Genomic DNA, 20,416 nt, shown 5'->3' with positions numbered 1-20,416 from the left:
AATTATTGCTTGATTGAGTCAGGCTTTATTCGCCTACTATTTATTCTGTCTAGATTGATATTGGAGTCTACATTAAATCTATTTCTAAAACGTTCTACAGAGTCTAAACTAGCACTGCCGGATGTACTATCCAATGCACTAGTGTCTCGTTTAACGTATGAGTAACAACTTAAGTAGTCTTTTTCTATTTTTACACTTGGTTTGGGAAATGGCCCTGGGCTATAGCCAAGCGATTTGTCGGCGTAAACTTTGTTCATAAACATTCCGAATATCGGTAGGGCAGACTTACTACCTTCGCCTAGACCACCTCTAAAATGGATACTTCGGTCATCACCACCTACCCAAACACCCCCGACAAGGTCTTTGGTAAAGCCCACATACCAAGCATCGGAGTTATTAGAAGTCGTTCCTGTTTTACCAGCAACCTGACCGCCATTTTTGAATAATTCACTGTAATTAAACATTCTGGCTCCTGTTCCACCGGGCTCTTCCACATTTCCTCTTAACATATATTGCATCAAGTAGGCTGATTCAGGTCTTATGGCTTCATGTGTTTTGGGTTCAAACTCGAACAATACCTTTCCTGAGGCGTCTTCAATTTTAAATACAAATATTGGCTCTCTGTACATGCCTTCATTTAAGAAAATACCGTATGCTGCCACCATTTCGTAAAGCGATACATCGGAGCTACCTAAGCCTAGTGAAACCACAGGGTCAAGTGGAGAAGTAATGCCCATTTTTTTTGCATATTCTACTACTTTGCTTGGTTTTATTTCGTTGGTAAGTTGAACGGCTACAGAATTAACGGATCTTGCAATGGCTGTTCGGAGGGTCATATTACTATTGGAAAATCTTCCGTTAGCATTTTTAGGTTTGTAGGATTTCTCTACACCGTTTTCCTTCCATTTCATCTCTATTTCTTTATCTTGACGTCTATCGCAAGGTGATAGATTCAAAGGGCCGTCTATTGCTGCGGTATAAACTATAGGCTTAAAAGATGAGCCAGGTTGTCTTCTGCCTTGTTTTACGTGGTCGTATTTGAAATGGTCAAAGTCTATACCACCTACCCAAGCCTTTATAAAACCCGAATAGGGATCAAATGCCATCATGCCAGCCTGAAGAAATTTTTTGTAATATCTGATAGAGTCCATAGGACTCATTAATTGCTTTTTGTTACCCTCCCAGCTGAAAACATTCATGGGTATGGGTTTGTTCATGTAGAAGTTTATAGAATCTTCATTGTTGTTATACTTGATGGCCAGTTGCTTATATATTTTTTCTCTTTTGGCCACTGCCTCTATAAAATTGGGTATTTCCTCACCGTTTTCATAGGTCCAAGGGTTTTTATCTTTCCACTGTGCATTAAATTCTTTCTGAAGCATTTTCATATGCTGAGTCACGGCGTTTTCAGCATAGGTCTGCATTTTCGAATCAATAGTGGTATAAATTCTCAATCCATCTCTGTTAATGTCTATTCCAAGATCGTTTTTTTCAGACCAGCTATCAATAAACTTTGCTAGTGTTCCTTTAAAGTAGTTTCCTTGACCTTCATAAGAATCCTCAATATTTACATCAAGTTTGATATCTTTTTCTGCAAGTTTTTCAGCCTCTTTGGGGTCTAAATCTCCATTTTGTACCAATCTCTGAAATACCGTATTTCTTCTTTTCTTAGAGTTTTTTGGGTTACGAATGGGGTTGTAATACGTCGTAGCTTTTTGCAAACCAACCAAAACCGCAGCCTCAGAAACGTTCAAGGCATCTGGGGTTTTGTTAAAATAAGTCTTTGCAGCTGTTTTTATTCCAAAGGCATTGTTGCCATAATCTACTGTATTTAAGTACATTGTGGCTATTTCTCCTTTCGTAAAACGCTTTTCGAGCTGAATCGCTGTTAGCCATTCTTTGGTTTTATATACCAGAGTTTTCACTAAAGGAATGTAGTAAAGTAAACCACGCATCTCCTTTTTACGTGTGTTGTATAGGTTTTTAGCCAACTGCTGCGATATGGTACTCCCACCACCCGAGTCTGAATTACCTGTAACTATACCTTTGGCTACTCCAACCATTCTTCTTAGGTCGATTCCCGAATGTTCAAAAAAACGTTTGTCTTCGGTTGCTATCAAGGCTTTGAAAACCCAAGGTGATATAGCCGAACTATCAACTGGTGAGCGGTTTTCAGTGAAAAACTTGCCCATTATTTCGCCGTCTGCGTAGTATATGGTTGAGGCTTGCGATAGTTTAGGATTTTGAAGTTGCTCCACACTTGGCATACCGCCTGTCAACCAAAGGAAATTGGTTTTTATAAGAAAAATATAAAAAATTATTCCGAAACCAATGTTATAAGTCCATTTATACAAACCTTTCAAAACAGAATAGTAGGCACCATCGGGATTTAGGTGGCCATAAAGTGATTTTCTGATGGATTCTCTTTTGGTAACTAAGTAATTCTTTGAATTACGAACTCTTTCTTTTCCAAAAATTTTGTGCAAAAGCAGCTCAAAAAGCTCCCCAGCTACATTCAGCTTGTCAGAAAAGAATGCCAACACCAATTTTATTTTGTCAACTATAGTTTTGATAAACTCCATTTTTAGATTTTATACGGAACGCAAATTTAGAATATGAATTATTCATTTTAGCCAAAAATAGATGTTTTATGTTAAAACAAAAATAAAAAACAACAATCGAAGTAAATTTTGTCCACTCGTTCACGAAAAAAGCCTTTCAAACAAATTTCTGAACTTTTGTTTTTTTTCAGGTAATTTTGAAGAAAAAACAAATGCTATGTCAGATAATATTCTGGAGATTCATAATGTTGTAAAAAACTATGCCAACCACCGAGCATTGGACGATGTAAGTCTTACAGTGCCCAAAGGTGTTATTTATGGTCTTTTGGGACCAAACGGGGCCGGTAAAACCTCACTGATTAGAATTGTCAACCAAATAACCGCCCCAGATGCCGGAAGGGTGCTTTTCAACGGTGTTCCTCTTAACGAAAAAAACATCTACGAGATTGGTTATTTGCCCGAGGACCGCGGATTATACAAGAAAATGAAGGTTGGTGAACAACTTTTGTACTTGGCGAGGCTAAAAGGGCTAAGTAAAGATGCTGCGATGGACAAGCTGAAAGAATGGTTTATAAAGTTCGACATCAAGACTTGGTGGGACAAGCCCATAGAAGACCTTTCCAAAGGTATGCAGCAAAAGATTCAGTTTGTGGCTACGGTACTTCACCAGCCTAAATTGATTATTTTGGATGAGCCATTTTCTGGTTTTGACCCAATTAACGCTACTTTAATAAAAGACGAAATTTTAGAACTAAAAGAAAAGGGTTCCACAATCATTTTTTCAACTCACCGTATGGAATCAGTAGAAGAACTTTGTGATTACATAGCTCTGATAAATAAGTCGAAAAAGGTATTGGAAGGTAAAAAGCTGGATATAAAGGACCAGTTCAAGTCAAACACCTATACACTCAATTATGAAGGTGAAATGGCAGATGCTGCCCTGAATTTCAATATTTTGAGTAATCAGAAAAATATGGATGGTAGCCAAACTGCTGTTCTGAAAGCCGCAGACGGGAAATTTGGAAATGATCTCTTGAAAGAAATACTTGAAAAAGTGACTGTGAAATCTTTTAAAGAGGATGTAGCCTCTATGAATGAGATATTTATAAAAGCCGTAAACGAATCAAACTAAGAATTTTATGAACAATATATTACTAATAATACAAAGGGAATATGTGACGCGGGTTAAGAAAAAGTCGTTTATTGTGATGACTATTTTGGGCCCTTTGCTCATGGGTTTGATGTACGCGGGGGTTATTTGGGCGGCTATAAGCTCTGTTAACCAAAAGAAGGTGGAGGTGCTAGATGAAAGCAACTTGTTCAAAGGGAAATTTAAATCTTCAGAGGAATTCGTTTTTGTTTTCAAAGATGACAATATTGCTAACTTAAAGAAATCATTGAAAGGAAGTGAATTTGATGCCTTGGTTCATATTCCGGCCAATGTTCTTGAAAATCCGAAAGATATCAAGATTTATTCAGAAAAAGGGGTGACTTTGGAGCTTCAGTCGAGAGTGGAGAATGCCATTGAGAAAGAAATAGAGACTATAAAACTTACGGAAGCTGGCATAACTAAAAGTGTGTTAGAAAGTGCCAAAATGGATGTTTCGTCTGAGACTATTAGCTTGAAGGAAGGAGGAGAAAAGAAAAGTAGTGCTGCTGCAGCCTCTATAATTGGAGGTATCTGTGCCTTCTTAATATACCTATCTGTATTTATTTATGGAGCTCAGGTGATGCGTAGTATTACCGAAGAAAAAACCAGCAGAATTGTAGAAATTTTGATAAGTTCGGTAAAACCCTTTCAGTTAATGATAGGTAAAATCGTTGGAGTAGCCTTAGTTGGCCTTACCCAGTTTGGTCTTTGGATTATCCTTTCGACGGGTGTTTTGACATTTGGTAGCAAATTAGTTGGTGACAAACTGATGCAATCCAAAAATGCAATGACTGAGGCTCAAATGGCGAGTTTGCCACCAGAGGCCCAGGAGATGGCTAAAGAAAAAATGCAACAAGGTGGTGGGATTTCTGCTGAAATGATGCCAAATCTTTTTGGAGCATTGGATACTTTGCCATTAACTACTATCATTGTTTCGTTTCTGTTTTACTTTGTTGGAGGTTATCTCTTGTACAGTGCATTGTTTGGAGCGGTGGGTTCAGCAGTCGATAGCGATACTGACACACAACAGTTTATGTTGCCCATAACTATTCCGATAATTGCAGCTTTTATGATTGCTCAGTTTGTTATTCGCGACCCCAACAGCAATCTTGCCATTTGGACTTCAATGATTCCGTTCACATCACCTATAATTATGATGGTGCGTATACCATTTGGGGTACCTGTTTGGCAAATCGTCGTTTCGGTATTGTTACTCATTGGTGGTTTTATTTTTACTACATGGTTGGCTTCAAGAATTTATCGAGTGGGTATCTTGATGTATGGCAAGAAAGTAACTTGGAAAGAATTGGGTAAATGGATTTTTTATAAAAGCTAAAATATTACCCTAAGGGTATAGAAAAATAGAGTTTGGAGTAGTCCAATCTCTATTTTTTGTTTAGACCAATTTTTGGTGATTTTCGATTTCGTTTGTATGTTTGTTCATTGTCATTTTCAGTAATATGCTCTTAAAAAAATATACAACCGATTGGGTTGAAAGTTTTAATGCTCTTAAAAATGAAATTGACAAGATATTAGCGGGACTAAACTATCGGATTGAGCATGTTGGTAGCACCGCTGTGCCAGGCCTGGATTCAAAAAACATTATAGATATTGATGTTATCTATGAAAATGAATCCGAGTTTGACAAAATAAAAGCCAGATTGGAAGTGGGAGGGTACCACCACAACGGTAATCAGGGAATAAAGGAACGGGAGGTTTTTAAACGTGGAGGAAATCGCTCAAATCCAATATTGGACAGTATCGTCCATCATTTTTATGTTTGCCCTACACATAGTAAAGCTTTAGAAAGGCATCTATTATCGAGGGACTATTTAAGAAAAAATGAGTGGGCTAGGCTGATGTACCAAGAAATGAAATATGAATTAGCTGTGAAGGCCGGGCAGGATAAAAAGCTATACGCTGAGCTCAAAGAAAGACATGTGAATGATTTTATAGATTCAATCATAGAAAAAGAAAGAAATTTATCATTGATCTTTTAAATATGTAATTTCTGAAAACATAAAAAACTTACTTTAATCAAATACAAACTAATAATTCAAAACCCTAACAAAAATCAATTATGAGCGACAAGAAACTATTTGGACATCCCAAAGGCCTGTTTGTGCTATTTTTTACAGAAATGTGGGAGCGTTTCAGCTATTATGGCATGCGTGCCATTTTGTTTTTATATCTTACCAAAAGTGCTTCTGAAGGGGCCTTGGGTCTCGATGAAAAGTCAGGAGGTGCCATAATGGGACTTTACATGGCTTCGGTATATTTACTCACATTACCCGGAGGCTGGATTGCCGACAATATTTTGGGCCAGAAAAAGGCCATATGGTGGGGCGGAATAGTGATTATGATAGGACATGCAATATTAGCGATTCCTGGCAATACGTACGTGTTTTTCTTAGGCTTGGCTTTTGTAGCAGTTGGAACAGGTTTATTGAAAGCAAACATAAGCTCTATTGTTGGGGAATTATACCCAGAGGGTGGAGCAAAACGTGACGCCGCCTTTTCGATATTTTATTTGGGGATCAACCTCGGAGCCTTTTTGGGTATGTTCATTGTGGGCTACTTGGGAGAGAAAATTGGCTGGCATTATGGCTTTGGAGCTGCTGCTTTTGCCATGTTTTTTGGTTTGATAAACTTTAAATTGAACGGCAAATATCTTGATGGACTAGGCGATAAACCAAAGGCACAATCAAGCTATACCTACTTGTATGTAGTAGTTGGAGCCTTGGCATTTATGGCACTTTTGGTGGTTACTGGTGTTTTAGATAGTGTGTCACTGGCCCAGTCAATGAAGTACATCATAAGTACCGTTACGCTACTCTATTTCGCCTATATTGGTTTTATGGACAAAAGCCTTACCGTTGTTGAGAGAAAGAGAGTAGGCGTATTGTTTGTCTTTTTCATTGGTGCAGCTCTTTTTTGGTCTGGATTTGAGCAGGCAAGTACTACCCTCACCATTTTTGCCGATAGACATACCGATAGGATGTTGGCTGGTTGGGAATTACCTGCTTCGTGGTTTCAGAACGCAAATTCATTTTTTATTTTGATATTTTCAGCTCCTGTGGGTGCTTTATGGATTTACCTGAATAAGAAAAATCTGAATCCTTCCACACCCGTCAAATTTGGTTTGGGTTTATTGCAAATGGGCCTTGGGTTCTTAATTATGTATTTTGCCGCTAAGAACATCTTGGACGGTTCGATGGCAGGTATGGGCTGGCTAACGTTTACTTACATGTTTCATACGCTTGGAGAGCTATGTTTGAGTCCTGTGGGGCTAAGTAGTAACACCAAATTGGCTCCTAAAAAATATTACAGCCAAATGATGGGTTTATGGTTTGTAGCTGCTTCGTTGGGTAATCTCATTGCTGGCTTGTTTGCGGGTAATTTCAATGAAGAGAATGTGCAGCAAATGCCGGATTTATTTATGCAGGTTTGTATTTACGGTGTAGTTTTAGGCTTGATATTTATACTTTTATACAAACCTATCAAGAAATGGATGGGGGGTATCGAATAAGATTTTCAGAATTAAACAGGAAAGCGGGAAGGTCAACCTCCCGCTTTTTTTGCTTTATACCCTTCCTTGAGTAGAAAAGCCAGTATTTTGTCGCGGTGGTCGCCTTGAATCAATATTTCGGCCTCCTTGGCTGTTCCTCCACTTCCACAGGCATTTTGTAATTTTTTCTTGAGTGCTTGGAGGTCGTCTTCGGTACCGATGAACCCCTCCACTCTGCTGACTACCTTGCCGCCACCTTTTCTATCTAACCAAATTTTGAAATTTTGTTTATCATTTGGTAAGGTTTCAGCTTCGGTATCGAAGTTGTCGTATTCAAAATCTGGATTTGTGGAATAAACCACACCACCTTGGTTTTTGGTTTTTTTCATATGTGTTTTATATTACTGCTAGGTAGCTATAATGTAAAGAAATCATAATTGTCCTTCATATTTTCAACCTAGTTCTGTGAAATGCATAAATATTTATTTTCCTCAAATAGTTATAAAAATAAAAAGTAATTCGTTTTTCTCGATTTGTAGATTAAGATTTTGGAATTACTCAATTTTTAAATAATTAATTTTAAAGCATGTGGCAGCGTTTGTGCTATTATGTTGTCTGAAAACGGCTCGACGTAGTCGCCATCAATGTGCATGAGTATTTTTTCATTGTGGCGTAATGAGAACTCTGTACCTCGGTAATATTCCACATAAGAAGACTGCCTGATTTTACCTGACATCAGCAAATAACCCATCACCATTCCGTACCACTTCGGGTGTTTTTCTATGATGGTACAATCCAATTGGTTATCGTCCAAAACTGCGTCTGGTGCTATGTAGGCGTTGTTTCCGAATTGATTGGCATTTGCGAAAGTTACAGAGAAATACTCCTTAGGCTGCTCACAAAATATACTTTGGTTAGTTTGATAACTAAAATAACCAGACAGAATGACTTTTATATAATTCCATAGCCCTCGGCTGTGGTTCCCGGTAGCGAACTGTTTGGCACAATGGGCATCAAAACCAACACCAGCCGTACAAAAAAAAGGGAGATCATTAATAAGCCCAATGTCCATCACGCTTTTTTTTCCATTAAAAACCTTGTCAAGTGCTTCGTTTGGGTTCATCGGAATTTTCAGTGTTCTGGCAAGCCCATTGCCCGAACCCAAAGGAATGATTGAAAAATATGCTTCAGTGTTTATGAGTTGCGAGGCCACTTCGTTTACTGTTCCGTCGCCCCCAACCGCCACAAAATGCCTAAATCCCTCTTCAAAGTATTTCTTGGTGAGGGTTTTACCATGGTTTTTTTCTGTGGTTGTTTCAATTATTCCCATTAGCTTGTTGTTAGAAAGGAATTCTTCTATGAGCTTTTTAGAGTTTACTTTTTTTGCACCAGCTATGGGGTTGATAATAAAGACGGGAGTTTGACTGCTCAATTTAATTGGATATATTTGGGAAAAATTGAACTGCAAAAATGAAAAAACTATTTCTAATTTTAATGTTTTCTACGGTTTGTTTTGGTGTTTTTTCGCAAAAAAAAGAAGATATACTTGAAATAATGGCCCGACAGCAAGCCAATTGGAATTCGGGCGATATTGATAAGTTTATGGAAGACTATTGGAAATCGGAAAATCTACAGTTTATCGGTAGTAAAGGCGTTGTTAAAGGATGGCAAGTTACCAAGGATAGGTATTTTAAAAGTTACCCAGACAGGGCTACCATGGGCCAGTTGAAGTTTGATATTCTTGAGGTTGATTTTCACTCCAAGAAATCTGCTTGGGTATTGGGTAAATGGTATTTGACCCGGCCAGAGAAAGGTGATGTTGGCGGATATTTTACCTTGATTTTTAAAAAAATAAATGGAAAATGGGTAATTGTGAGTGACCATACAAGCTAAATTTTTATATTTGCAACGAACCATTATAAATTAACAATGAGCGAGAAGATACCAGTTGGGGCCAAATTTGAACATGATTTTAGTTTTAGCCAAGAAGACGTAATAGCTTTTGCCAATCTTACAGGAGACCATAACCCTATACATTTGGATGCCGAATATGCAGCTACAACAAAGTTTAAAGTGCCGATTATTCATGGGCATCTGAGCAGTAGTGTTTTTACAAGGTTTTTGGGTATGGGCAAACCAGGCGGTCCGGGTTCTATATATATGAAACAAGAGACCGAATACCTAAGACCAATGCACGTAGATACGCCCTACCAGGTGGTTTTTGAGGTGGTAAGTGTGGATTCCGCAAGGCACATAGCCCAGATAGCTACGCAGGTAATTAACAAGGAAACTAAGAAAATGACTATCAGGGGAATTGGTACCCTGATGAATGAGGAGCATTATTGATAAGGCTTAGATTATGTTTAAACTTTGGCTGGACTTTCAAAGAAATAGGCCAATAAAAAAGCCGCTAATTTTTCAATTGGCGGCTTTTCTATATTTTAGCAGATAATATCAGATATTACATACCAGCATTTTTCATTGCTTGTACTTCAGCTCTAACGGCTTTAGCCCAAGCACCAACATCTTGCATGCCTTTTCTTACTCTTGTGCCGGCAGCTTTGTTTTTCTTGTCATAAAATTTGTCGAAGTCGTCTTTCAAAGAAGTAACTAAGTCGTAAAGTTCAGAATACTTATCCATGAATTTAAAGGGGTTTAAGTGTATAATAAATAATTCACAGTGCAATTTATGAAAAAACTTTAATTTCAAATATTTTTAACAAAAAAAAACTTACATTTTTTGAGGATTATATAGTAATAATCTTATTTGGTCGACATTTTACTGCGGTTTGTAAGCTCCATCCGTTAGTTTTTGCTTCACTACCTCAAAGCTATTCATGGTATATTCAACATCCTCCAGCGTATGAACAGCGGTAGGAATAACCCTTAAAAGTATAACACCCTTTGGAACCACCGGGTAAACAATTATTGAACAGAAAATAGCCATGTTTTCTCTTAAATCTCTAATAAGATTGGTAACAGTAGGCAAGTCATAGTCACCCTGAAGCAAAACAGGAGTTACAGGTGAGGTGGTATTGCCAATATTAAAACCTCTGCTACGGAAACCATCCTGAAGGGCCTTTACAATTGTCCACAATTGGTCTTTGTACTGAGGATTCTTTTTTATCAATTCTAGTCTTTTCATTCCACCCAAAACAAATGGCATAGGCAAAGCCTTGGCATAAGTTTGAGACCTCATGTTGTATTTCAAATACATGATAATCTCTTTTTTGGCTGCGATGAAAGCTCCTATAGCTGCCATAGATTTTGCAAAAGTACAGAAGTGTAGGTCAACTGCATCTTGAACCCCAAAATGCTCAGGTACTCCGGCACCGGTTTTACCCATAGTACCAAATCCATGAGCATCATCAACCAAAAGTCTAAATTTATATTTCTTTTTGAATTCTGCTATTTGATCTAAGCTACCCACCGCACCAGACATACCAAATACCCCTTCAGTGATTACCATTATACCACCGCCTTGTTCTTCGGCTATCTTGGTAGCTCTCACAAGGTTTTTCTCCAAACTCTCCATATCGTTGTGTTTGAAGGTGTAGGTTTTGCCGCCTTTAGCTCTGTGTAGTCTCACACCGTCAATAAGACATGCATGTGACTCCGCATCATATACAATAACGTCTTTGAAATCCACCATAGATTCCACAACCGACATAACGCCTTGGTAACCATAGTTTAACAAAAAAGCATCTTCTTTACCAACGAACTCAGCCAATTGCTTTTCGAATTCCTCATGAAGTTCAGAATTTCCTGTCATCATACGAGCACCCATTGGATAGGCCAATCCGTATTCTTCAGCGGCTTTGGCATCTGCTTCTCGGACTTCTGGGTGATTAGCTAGGCCTAAATAATTATTGAGTGACCAATTGAGCATTCTTTTGCCGTTGAAGGACATGTATGGGCCCAATTCGCCAGAAAGTTTAGGAAATGAATAGTAGTGATGAGAATAATGGGCATGAGATCCAATGGGTCCCATGTTATTTGCTACTTTGTCAAAAATATCTTCGACCATTTTGATTTGTTAGAATATATGGTAATTAAAAATTCCGCAAATTTACTAATTTTCGGTTAAATAATAATGAATAACAGTAAGGCTCTGATAATATTTTTGCCTTAAAACAGGATAATGTATTGTTTTATAGATTTTTAAGGCCTTCTATTGTTTTTAATGGATCAGCATTGCTAAATACATAACTGCCAGCTACCAAGGCATCTGCACCTGCTTCAACCAGTGCTTTACCAGTTTCGTAGTTCACTCCTCCGTCGATTTCTATAATGGTATCTGATTTGGCCTCTGTTATCATTTGCTTCAGTTTTCTTACTTTTTCTATGGTTGAAGGTATAAATTTTTGTCCCCCAAAACCAGGATTTACTGACATCAGCAAGACCAAGTCGCAGTCTGATATAATTTCTTCCAACATGTGCACTGGAGTGCCTGGATTTAGAACCACCCCGGCTTTACATCCCGCTTCTTTAATTTGTCCAAGTGTGCGATGAATATGAGGACAAGCCTCCCAATGTACAGAGATATATGCCGCACCTAACTTGGCAAATTGATCAATGTAGTTTTCGGGTCTAACTATCATAAGGTGTACATCCAAAGGCTTTTTGGCATGCTTCTTTATGGCCTCGGTTACCGGAAAACCGAAACTGATATTTGGAACAAAAACGCCGTCCATGATATCTATATGAAACCAGTCTGCTAATGAATTATTGATGAGTTCGGTATCTCTTTGGATGTTGGCAAAATCTGCGGCCAGCATGGAGGGTGCTATGATAGGCATGTATTAATCTGATTTTTGGTGCAATTTACTGATTTGTCAATTATTTACCAATTTATACCATTCACTCAGTTTTTGAGACTAACCGTTTATTACCGTTTGATTTCGAATTATGAAGGTTATAATTTAGATTGAGTGAAAGAACTAAACAGGGGATTTTACTCTAAAATGTTTCACCGCCTTTTCGCAATTTTACAGCACTTAATGAAAACTATAATTGAAATGAACACTTTTACTAACACTTTGGTCCCAGAGAAATTGATTTATAATTATGGCAAAAAAGCCGTGGAATTCAACACCATCAAATATATTGAAAGCTTTGCTGGTAATTATTCTATGATTAGGCTAAACAACAAGGGCTATATTTGTTCATCATTTACCCTTAAACATTATACCACCAAATTAGAAGGAAAGTGCAATTTTTTCCTTGCAAGAAAAGGGCTTTTGCTCAATCTTGAATTCGTGGATGAAATAATGGAGGAAAAGGGCGTTAAGTCTGTGAAACTATCAACAGGTGAAGTCTTTAAGCTTTCAAGGCGATTAGGTTCAAGGCTTATTGAATACCTCAATGAGGGTTAGTTTAAAATAGATTCTGGGAGTACGAGGAGGTATTGATATTGTATTTAATGTATTGATAGCAAGCGTATTATGATTTAATAGTATATAAACGAATTTTAAAGGTGAAAAAGGCTTTTTGGAGGATATTATGCTTCCGAATGGCCTTTTTTTTTATTAATTAAATTATATTTAGATATATGTACAAATAATTAAATAATACATTTTAAAAAGTTTTTATTTTTGTAAATGTTTGTTTTCAAGTGTATTAGGTTTTGTTATTGCTTAGGATTCAATTGTTGGCACACTTTTTGCCTCCGTTTGATAAGTTTAAAGAAGGTTTCAGAGAGTAAAATCTCCAAAGCGTTCTGCTCACATAAAAAAAACGGAATTTGTGCAAATTTTACTAGAAAGAAATTTTACCAACCTGTTTAAAAACAGAATTACCTTCGCTATAATTTTGGCGTGGGGTTTCTTTGTTTTTGGGCATGCGGTGGCAAAGGAAAATCTTTCAAGAGTAAAATCTTACATACCTGCTCCTCCAATAAACTTCTCCGGACAAATAGCTGGTGATCAAATTAATAATGGTCCTTTTGATCCGGCCTTGATCACAAGTGTGTCAGCAGCAACTACAACCAATGGTACCATAGAATATCGTTGGCAGTCGAGTACCAATGGAACTACTTGGACGGATATCGCTGGCACAAACTCGCAGACCTACAATCCTGGACCAATTACTGTAACCACTTACTACAGAAGATTGGTAAGATCACAAACGGCAGGTTTTGAAGCTACTTCTAATGTTATTTCAAAAGTAGTAACTAATTATACCATTACAACTCCTGTTGTAATAACAGCTGGTAATACCTTGAATCTTAATCAAACTGGTAGTTTTCCAAATTTATTGCTGGATGAACTTCCAAATGGAAGTTTTACAAATGGTAATTCAGGCTTTAGCTCTGACGTGCCTTTGGGTAATGTTGAAGGAAGGTATAACATTGGAGATAGACCTATTGATATTTTTGGTTCTAGTTATGAAAACTTTTACGATAGATTTGGAAGAGGTGAGCTTTTTGCAGTAACTGCCCCGGGAACTGTGGGACAGAGAATGTGGTTTACGACCATTAGTATTGTGGCTGGCAATACCTATGATTTATCTGCATGGGTAAGAAGTTTTAATTCAGGCGGTACCCCGAGCACATTGAGATGGTTTTTAGATAACAATCCTTTAGGAACAGGGAATCTAACAGCACCGGCTGGAACTTGGGCTGAATTGGCCACTACATTTACAGCCACTACCACTGGTTCGGTGGTAATATCTGTCCGGAATTTCACAGCTGGCTCTACAGGTAATAATTTTGCAATGGACGACATGACCGTTTATGAGCATACTCCAGTGACATACCTGTGGACTGGTCCAAATGGATTCACGAGCAATTTGCCTAATCCAAGTATTCCAAACGCCCAAGCTATTAACTCGGGTACTTACACGCTTACAGTTACAAAAAACGGATATTCGGTCAGTATTTCTAAAGTAATAACAGTAGATGCAACGCCCGTAGTTTGTTTGCCACCAGCTGTTGCTGTAACAAGAACCAATGTAAGTTGTTTTGGTCAAAATAATGGAACAATCACTGCTACAGGTACACTTGGTAATGGAGGTTTGGGTAATATCACCTATCAGTATTGGGATAATTTGAGCGGAAGTGCAGTTTCTAATTTGACCAATACAACTACCAATCCAGACTATCCCAATTCTCCCGATGGTAACTTTTTGATAAGTAGAACAAAGGCCCCTTCTAATTTCTTGGACAATTATGGTTCGAGAATGATTGGATATCTAGTACCACGCGAAACTGGTACTTATTACTTTTGGATTTCGTCGGATGATGATAGTCAATTGTGGATAGGTACAACTAGTGATCCTAGTAGTAGAGTTTTAAGAGCAAATGTGTCGGGTTTTACCAATGAAGAGGAATGGAATAAGTTTCCATCGCAAAGATCGGTAGCCATTACACTAACTGCTGGTCAGATCTATTACCTTGAGATATTGCACAAGGAAGGTGGTGGTGGTGATAACCTAGCAGTTGGTTGGTCGAAGCCCGGTCAGCCTACAGTAGTTCCATCAGAGATTTTACCATCTTCAGTTTTAAGACCTTTTACTCCAAGTTCCTTGACCATTCCGGTTTATACATATAGTATTAATGGTGGAGCTTTTCAGTCGTCAGGTGTATTTTCAAACCTAGCAGCGGGTAATTATACGGTAACATTGCAAGATTCTTATGGATGTACGGCTACAAACACCATTACTATTACTCAGCCGGCATCTTTTAGCTCAACACCCAATTCCAATTTAACAGTATGTCAGGGGGCATCAATTAATTTAACTGCTACGAATGTTTCGGGAGGGTCTTATAGTTGGGCAGGGCCAAATGGATTTTCAAGTAGTAGTCAAAACCCTAGTATTTCAAATGCAAGTACAGCAGCTGCGGGTATATACACCCTATCAGTTACAGTAAGTGGCTGTACAAATACTTATACCACTAATATTTCAGTGGTCGCTAATCCAGTGGTAACTCGGACCTTTGTTAATCCAAATTGTGGATTTAACGATGGCTCGATAACTTTTGACATTACAGATGATCCAAGTCAAACTCAAATAAGTTTGAGTATTGATGGTGGAACAACTTATCCTTACACTGTTAATGATAATATTGGTACTTATACGATACCTAATTTACCAGCTGGTATATATAATTTAAGAGCTCGATGGACATCAGGTACTCAATGTCCGATTGTTTTGCCTAGTGTCACTTTGGCTCATAATGGGCAATTGCGTGGTTTGACTATGTCTCCGAATATTACGGCCTGTGCCCAAATATCTGTGCCAATATCAGGCTCAACTACTCAGGGTGTAGCACCTTATACTTTTTTATGGACTGGTGGAGGTAGTCTTCCAAATACATCAACAATTACCGTTAATCCAAACTCAACAAGAACGTACACTCTCACAGTAACTGATAACGCAGGATGTACTGCAACGGGGAATGTTACAGTAAATATAGTGTCGAGTCCTACAGTTAACATAACTTCGGTAGATAGTTTGATATGTGTGAATGGTTCTTCAACTATTACTTCTTCTCTGAATGTTCAGGGAACTTATTCTTATCAGTGGTATAGTTCAACAAATGGTACTTCTTGGAATTTTCTATCAGGGGCAACTGGTCCTACCTTAACTCAAAGCTTTTTGCTACCTGGTAACAATAATTTTTACCGCCTAGAGGTAGACGGAGCTGGTGGTTCTTGCTCACCGGGTACATCAAATACTTTTAGGATTAGGGTGGTACCAGCCCCTACTGCCACTGTAGTAGCAGCTAGCAATGTTACCTGTATCGGAACTCCTTCGAGAATAACAGCGAATGTTTCAAATGGAACAGGATCCATCTCTTTTCAATGGCAGCAGTCTTTAGATGGTTCAACGGGTTGGTACGATGTTGGAGTTAATAGCATAAATTATACGCCTGATTTTGGTGTAGCGGGTGTTTTTTATTATCGGGTTATTGCCACCATGTCGGGGGTTGGTTGTTCTTATGCGGTTTCGCCAAGTTTTACTTATACGGTGGTGAACCCTGGAGTGGTAACTACTACTCCAGTTTCATCCCAAGTGTGTCTAAACGCTATACTGCCATTAAATACTTCTGTGACAAGTGTGAGTGGTACTCATTCCCTCCAATGGCAAGAAGGCTCAAGTCCTTCTGTCTGGTGGAATTTAACCGGTGCTACAAATGCCATTTACAATATAACCAACGACACTTTAGGATTAAGATACTATCGAGCGGTTGTTAACTTTAGTTCATGTGGTTTATTTTATCCTGCACCTGTTCAAATCCAAACCAATGATTTTCCAGTAGTAACAGCTACAATTACCAATCAACCTGTATGTATTAATGGCAATACACAACTACAAGGTGTAGTTAGTAATATGACAGGAACTGCGTCTTATCAATGGGAGCGAAGAAGTTCTCTTTCTGATCCTTGGAGCGATGCTCCGGGAGCAACATCTTTAAACTTTAACCCACCAACTAACAGTTCTGGAACAGTTTATTACAGGCTAAGAGTTAATTCCACTGCACTTAATTGTGGACCCCAGTATTCTGAGTCTATTACTTTAAATATAGTACCACAGACAACAGTAACTATAGCACCAAGTAATCCCATAATTTGTTTGAATGGCGTATATACGCTCAATTCTAGTATAAATAATGGTGTTGGTCCTTTTACCTACCAATGGCAAGTTTCAACTACTGGTTCTGCTGGAACATTCTCTAATGTAGCTTCCGGAGGAAATTCTGATACCTATGTAATTCCGACAGTTACTGAAAATACCCGATACTATAAAGTAATTGTAAACGCAAGTGGTAATGGCTGTTTACCGGCAGAGTCAAACGTTCAAATGATAACGGTATTGCCAAGGCCAACTTTGAGTGTAACAAACACTGGGGTACATTGTATTGGTTCGGTATTTAAACTAACTGCAACTCCAAGTCCAACAACTCCAACGCCAATAACGGGCTACTCTTGGTCAAGTGCAAACGGCTTCACCAGTACACAGCAAAGTCCTTTGGTATTGGTGAGTAGTGCAGCCATGGGTGGAGTGTATACAGTAACCGCCACAGGTGCCAACCAATGTACCAATACGGCTACTACGAATATGACAATTGATACCAACTGTGATGATATTTGTACAGGTCAATTCGTTATAGTTCCTACAAATCCCGGAGCTTGTACAACAAACACAGGTTCAGTATCTATCACTACATCAAATGCAATTCAGACCAGCTTAAACGGTGTAAACTGGAATACAGGGAATTTTTCTTACACAAATATGTCGGTTGGTAATTCCTTATTCTTTGTAAGAGATGTAGCTAGTGGTACAGTGTGTAAAAATGTAAATATTACTTTAGTTTCTACTACAAGTACATTTTTTACTGGGCAAACGGTTACCCCGGCCAATGGTTGCTATTCGGCAACAGGTGCAATTCAGCTGAATGGTGTCAATCCAACAGATCAGGTTTCATGGATGGCTACACTCGGCACAACATCTGTTCCGGTTAGTAGTTTGTCACCTGCCAATACTATTACTGGGTTAATTCCAGGAACATATTATGTTAAGGTTTCGCGAAACGGTGAATATTGTTATTCTGAAAGATATGTAGTTGTACCGAATAGTGGAACTCCTTGTAATCCATCTGCAACATGTGACGATGCTTTATCTCCGAACTTGTTTCCAAATGGCGATTTTGGCAGTGGAGCTAGCGAAAACGGTCCAGTTTACGTAGATACACAGTATGGCTATTCAACATATACGTGTTTTGCTCCTTGGGATGGATTTTATTCGATAACAAACAATACAAACTGTGGTGGTCCTAATGGTGGACAATCGTTTTCAACCACTCAAGCAACTGGCTGGTGGAGAGTATTGACTGAAGACCATACGCCTGGTGACGTAAATGGATACATGATGGTTGTTAATGCCGGATATACTCCAAACATAGTCGTTGAAAAATTTATAAATAACTTATGCCCTAATACACAATATAATTTTACGGCTTGGCTAAGAAATATTTCACCAGAGTCAACAATAAAGCCTAATGTCTCATTTATTATTGATGGTGTTATCAGAGCATCTTCTGGAGAAGTTCTAGATGATTGGCAACAAGTTGGATTTTCATTTAAAACGGGAGCTAGTACCACTTCTGCATTATTTGCTATTAGAAACCTAGCACCAGGTGGATTTGGTAATAACTTTATAATTGACGATATTAAAGTAAGTAAATGTCCACTTAATATTTCACTTAATGCCCAATCTGTGGCATGTTTAGGAGGTACAAATGAGACTATTTCTGCGACTATCGCTGACCCATATGGTGAGTACGATTTTTATAAATGGGAGGAAAGTAATGATAACGGAGTAACTTGGACGCAAACCACCGCTCCAGCTCAAGGTACTTATTCTGGCGGTGTTATGAATGTTTCTGTAAACTTGCCTACACCTATTGTCTCGGCTTTAAGTGGTAAACTTTACCGTATTCGACTTTCAACAACATTGGGAACTATCAATGATCCAGGCTGCTCTGTTACTAGTCAAATAACTCAAATAATTGTACCGCCTGTAACCGTTACAGTAACCCCACCAGTTACTATTTGTAATGGATCAAGTGCTTCGTTGACCGCAGTTGGAGGCGGAGGTACTTCTCCTTACACTTACACCTGGACCAATACAACAGCAACGGGTGGAACGGTATCTGTTAGTCCAACGACTACAACAAACTATACTGTAACAGCAAGAGATGTTGATAATTGTTCGGCTACAGCAACTACGCAGGTAATAGTTACTCCATTACCAGTGGCAAGTGCTACAGGACAAACTATTTGTACAGGTACTGCATTTTCGGTTGCTCCTACTTCTAATATTCCAGGTACACAATATAGATGGACAGTTGCTCAAATTTCTGGAACTTCTTCTGGACATACAAATCAAACCACTTCAGTTAGTGGTCCAATTTCGCAAACTCTTACAAACACAACCGCAGTTGATGCTGTGGTGAGATATACGGTTACTCCTTATAATGGTATTTGTCCTGGAGCAAGCTTTACATTTGATGTTACAGTGAGGCCGACTATAACGATCATCAACCCTGGTAATCAAACGATATGTTCAGGAAATGCATTCAGTAGAACTCCAACTTCAAATATTACAGGAACTAACTATACTTGGACTGCTGCGATAACCTCGGCACCAACATCTGGAACAATCACGGGTTTTACTAACAACACAGTTGCTTCTGCCGCCCCCATAACACAAACATTAACCAATACAGGTACAACAAATGGAGTAGTTACATACACCGTAACTCCTGTTGCAAATGGTTGTAACGGTGTTCCATTTACGTTTGCGATAACTGTTCAACCAACTATAGCCATTATCAATCCGGGACCTCAGACAATTTGTTCGGGAACAGCTTTTAGTAGAACACCAAACTCTAATATTATAGGAACTACATATACTTGGACGGTTGCAGTTACTACTGCACCAACTGGAGGTTCTATAACTGGAAGCAGCAATAATTCGACTGCCTCTTCTGCACCAATAAGTCAAACTTTAACTAATTCAGGAACTACAAACGGTGTTCTTACGTATACAGTTACGCCTATTGCCAATGGATGTAATGGCACTCCATTTTCATTCGACATAACTGTTCAACCAACAATAACAATAACAAATCCTGGTCCGCAAACTATTTGTTCAGGATCAAGTTTCAGTAGAACCCCAACTTCAAACATAGCAGGAACAACCTACACCTGGACAGCTGCCATAACAACAAGTCCTACAGCAGGGACAATAACTGGCCATTCGGATAATTTAGTTGGTGCAAATGCCCCAATTTCTCAAACCTTAACCAATAACGGAAGCTCGAATGGCATTGTTACTTACACAATAACTCCAGTTACCGCCGGTTGTAATGGAACTCCATTCACAATTGCCATAACAGTTCTTCCAACCATTACTTTCAGTACTGTTTCAATACCATCAATTTGTAGTGGAGGAAATCCAGCCGCAGTAACGCCAACTGTGAATAATACAAGTGGAGGAACGAACACCTTTACTTGGACGCTACAAGGAACATTACCAGCGGGCGTAACGATGTCAGCAACCACCGGAACAGGAGCCAACGTAGATTTGCCTGTAATAAACAATACAACCAATGCCAACGTAACGCTGACATTTAACTTAACTGGAACAAACTCAGCGAATAACTGTCCGATAAATGCAACTACGTTTACG

14 protein-coding genes are annotated in these 20,416 nt (G+C 38.6%); 8 read left to right on the top strand and 6 right to left on the bottom strand.

Features of this window, described 5'->3' with window-relative positions; all coding sequences use genetic code 11:
- Positions 1 to 2: 2 nt before the first annotated feature.
- Positions 3 to 2,582, bottom strand: coding sequence for a penicillin-binding protein 1A (locus tag EGI31_RS15385; RefSeq protein WP_255038035.1), 2,580 nt, complete (start codon positions 2,580 to 2,582; stop codon positions 3 to 5).
- A gap of 196 nt (positions 2,583 to 2,778) precedes the next feature.
- Here EGI31_RS15385 and EGI31_RS15380 point away from each other — a divergent pair, with 196 nt between their 5' ends.
- The 4 genes from EGI31_RS15380 to EGI31_RS15365 all read left to right on the top strand — a co-directional run bounded on the left by EGI31_RS15380 (position 2,779) and on the right by EGI31_RS15365 (position 7,240).
- Complete coding sequence (locus EGI31_RS15380; protein ID WP_255038033.1) at positions 2,779 to 3,693, top strand: ABC transporter ATP-binding protein; 915 nt, start codon at positions 2,779 to 2,781, stop codon at positions 3,691 to 3,693.
- 7 nt (positions 3,694 to 3,700) lie between these two features.
- Positions 3,701 to 5,047: an ABC transporter permease gene (locus EGI31_RS15375; protein ID WP_255038032.1), complete on the top strand. Its 1,347-nt coding sequence runs from the start codon at positions 3,701 to 3,703 to the stop codon at positions 5,045 to 5,047.
- A gap of 124 nt (positions 5,048 to 5,171) precedes the next feature.
- Positions 5,172 to 5,711 (top strand): GrpB family protein, encoded by a 540-nt coding sequence (locus tag EGI31_RS15370; protein WP_255038031.1) that lies wholly within the window; start codon positions 5,172 to 5,174, stop codon positions 5,709 to 5,711.
- Between the two features lie 80 nt (positions 5,712 to 5,791).
- The gene (locus EGI31_RS15365; protein ID WP_255038030.1) at positions 5,792 to 7,240 is read left to right on the top strand and encodes a peptide MFS transporter; all 1,449 of its coding nucleotides are present in this window, start codon (positions 5,792 to 5,794) and stop codon (positions 7,238 to 7,240) included.
- A 32-nt stretch (positions 7,241 to 7,272) separates the two neighbouring features.
- On the opposite strand, the gene EGI31_RS15360 is transcribed toward EGI31_RS15365, so the two are convergent.
- Together EGI31_RS15360 and EGI31_RS15355 are read right to left on the bottom strand one after the other, a co-directional pair.
- Positions 7,273 to 7,608 carry a translation initiation factor gene (locus EGI31_RS15360; protein ID WP_255038029.1) on the bottom strand — a complete coding sequence of 112 codons (336 nt, stop codon included), beginning with the start codon at positions 7,606 to 7,608 and terminating at the stop codon, positions 7,273 to 7,275.
- Positions 7,609 to 7,784: 176 nt separating this feature from the next.
- Positions 7,785 to 8,651 (bottom strand): diacylglycerol/lipid kinase family protein, encoded by an 867-nt coding sequence (locus EGI31_RS15355; protein WP_255038028.1) that lies wholly within the window; start codon positions 8,649 to 8,651, stop codon positions 7,785 to 7,787.
- Between the two features lie 38 nt (positions 8,652 to 8,689).
- On the opposite strand from EGI31_RS15355, the gene EGI31_RS15350 reads away from it, so the two are divergent.
- Both EGI31_RS15350 and EGI31_RS15345 read left to right on the top strand, forming a co-directional pair.
- Positions 8,690 to 9,112, top strand: coding sequence for a YybH family protein (locus tag EGI31_RS15350; RefSeq protein ID WP_255038027.1), 423 nt, complete (start codon positions 8,690 to 8,692; stop codon positions 9,110 to 9,112).
- A gap of 36 nt (positions 9,113 to 9,148) precedes the next feature.
- On the top strand, positions 9,149 to 9,565 hold the full coding sequence (locus tag EGI31_RS15345) for a MaoC family dehydratase (RefSeq protein ID WP_255038026.1): 417 nt from the start codon (positions 9,149 to 9,151) through the stop codon (positions 9,563 to 9,565).
- A gap of 115 nt (positions 9,566 to 9,680) precedes the next feature.
- On the opposite strand, the gene EGI31_RS15340 is transcribed toward EGI31_RS15345, so the two are convergent.
- The 3 genes from EGI31_RS15340 to rpe form a co-directional block, all read right to left on the bottom strand.
- Positions 9,681 to 9,860, bottom strand: a complete 180-nt coding sequence (locus tag EGI31_RS15340; protein ID WP_255038025.1) for a BF3379 family histone-like protein — start codon at positions 9,858 to 9,860, stop codon at positions 9,681 to 9,683.
- A 138-nt stretch (positions 9,861 to 9,998) separates the two neighbouring features.
- The gene (locus tag EGI31_RS15335; protein ID WP_255038024.1) at positions 9,999 to 11,246 is read right to left on the bottom strand and encodes an aminotransferase class I/II-fold pyridoxal phosphate-dependent enzyme; all 1,248 of its coding nucleotides are present in this window, start codon (positions 11,244 to 11,246) and stop codon (positions 9,999 to 10,001) included.
- Between the two features lie 124 nt (positions 11,247 to 11,370).
- Positions 11,371 to 12,018 (bottom strand): ribulose-phosphate 3-epimerase, encoded by a 648-nt coding sequence (gene rpe / locus EGI31_RS15330; RefSeq protein WP_255038023.1) that lies wholly within the window; start codon positions 12,016 to 12,018, stop codon positions 11,371 to 11,373.
- A 219-nt stretch (positions 12,019 to 12,237) separates the two neighbouring features.
- On the opposite strand from rpe, the gene EGI31_RS15325 reads away from it, so the two are divergent.
- A complete protein-coding gene (locus EGI31_RS15325) occupies positions 12,238 to 12,594 on the top strand; it encodes a LytTR family transcriptional regulator DNA-binding domain-containing protein (RefSeq protein WP_255038022.1) in 357 nt (118 codons plus the stop codon).
- A gap of 370 nt (positions 12,595 to 12,964) precedes the next feature.
- On the top strand, positions 12,965 to 20,416 hold a 7,452-nt coding region (locus EGI31_RS15320), incomplete at its 3' end, for a DUF8696 domain-containing protein (protein ID WP_255038021.1).

Origin of the sequence: Lacihabitans soyangensis (assembly GCF_024343775.1) — a bacterium.
Classification (GTDB): Bacteria; Bacteroidota; Bacteroidia; order Cytophagales; family Spirosomataceae; genus Leadbetterella; species Leadbetterella soyangensis.
Note: the sequence above shows the minus strand (reverse complement) of the source record. Positions and strands in the feature narration are given on the sequence as shown.

Bases quoted from the DNA above. Each gene is read 5' to 3' on its own strand.
- EGI31_RS15340 (WP_255038025.1), bottom strand. From the start codon at position 9,860: ATGGATAAGTATTCTGAACTTTACGACTTAGTTACTTCTTTGAAAGAC.
- EGI31_RS15370 (WP_255038031.1), top strand. From the start codon at position 5,172: ATGCTCTTAAAAAAATATACAACCGATTGGGTTGAAAGTTTTAATGCT.
- rpe (WP_255038023.1), bottom strand. From the start codon at position 12,018: ATGCCTATCATAGCACCCTCCATGCTGGCCGCAGATTTTGCCAACATC.
- EGI31_RS15360 (WP_255038029.1), bottom strand. From the start codon at position 7,608: ATGAAAAAAACCAAAAACCAAGGTGGTGTGGTTTATTCCACAAATCCA.
- EGI31_RS15385 (WP_255038035.1), bottom strand. From the start codon at position 2,582: ATGGAGTTTATCAAAACTATAGTTGACAAAATAAAATTGGTGTTGGCA.
- EGI31_RS15350 (WP_255038027.1), top strand. From the start codon at position 8,690: ATGAAAAAACTATTTCTAATTTTAATGTTTTCTACGGTTTGTTTTGGT.
- EGI31_RS15325 (WP_255038022.1), top strand. From the start codon at position 12,238: ATGAACACTTTTACTAACACTTTGGTCCCAGAGAAATTGATTTATAAT.
- EGI31_RS15345 (WP_255038026.1), top strand. From the start codon at position 9,149: ATGAGCGAGAAGATACCAGTTGGGGCCAAATTTGAACATGATTTTAGT.
- EGI31_RS15375 (WP_255038032.1), top strand. From the start codon at position 3,701: ATGAACAATATATTACTAATAATACAAAGGGAATATGTGACGCGGGTT.
- EGI31_RS15365 (WP_255038030.1), top strand. From the start codon at position 5,792: ATGAGCGACAAGAAACTATTTGGACATCCCAAAGGCCTGTTTGTGCTA.
- EGI31_RS15335 (WP_255038024.1), bottom strand. From the start codon at position 11,246: ATGGTCGAAGATATTTTTGACAAAGTAGCAAATAACATGGGACCCATT.
- EGI31_RS15380 (WP_255038033.1), top strand. From the start codon at position 2,779: ATGTCAGATAATATTCTGGAGATTCATAATGTTGTAAAAAACTATGCC.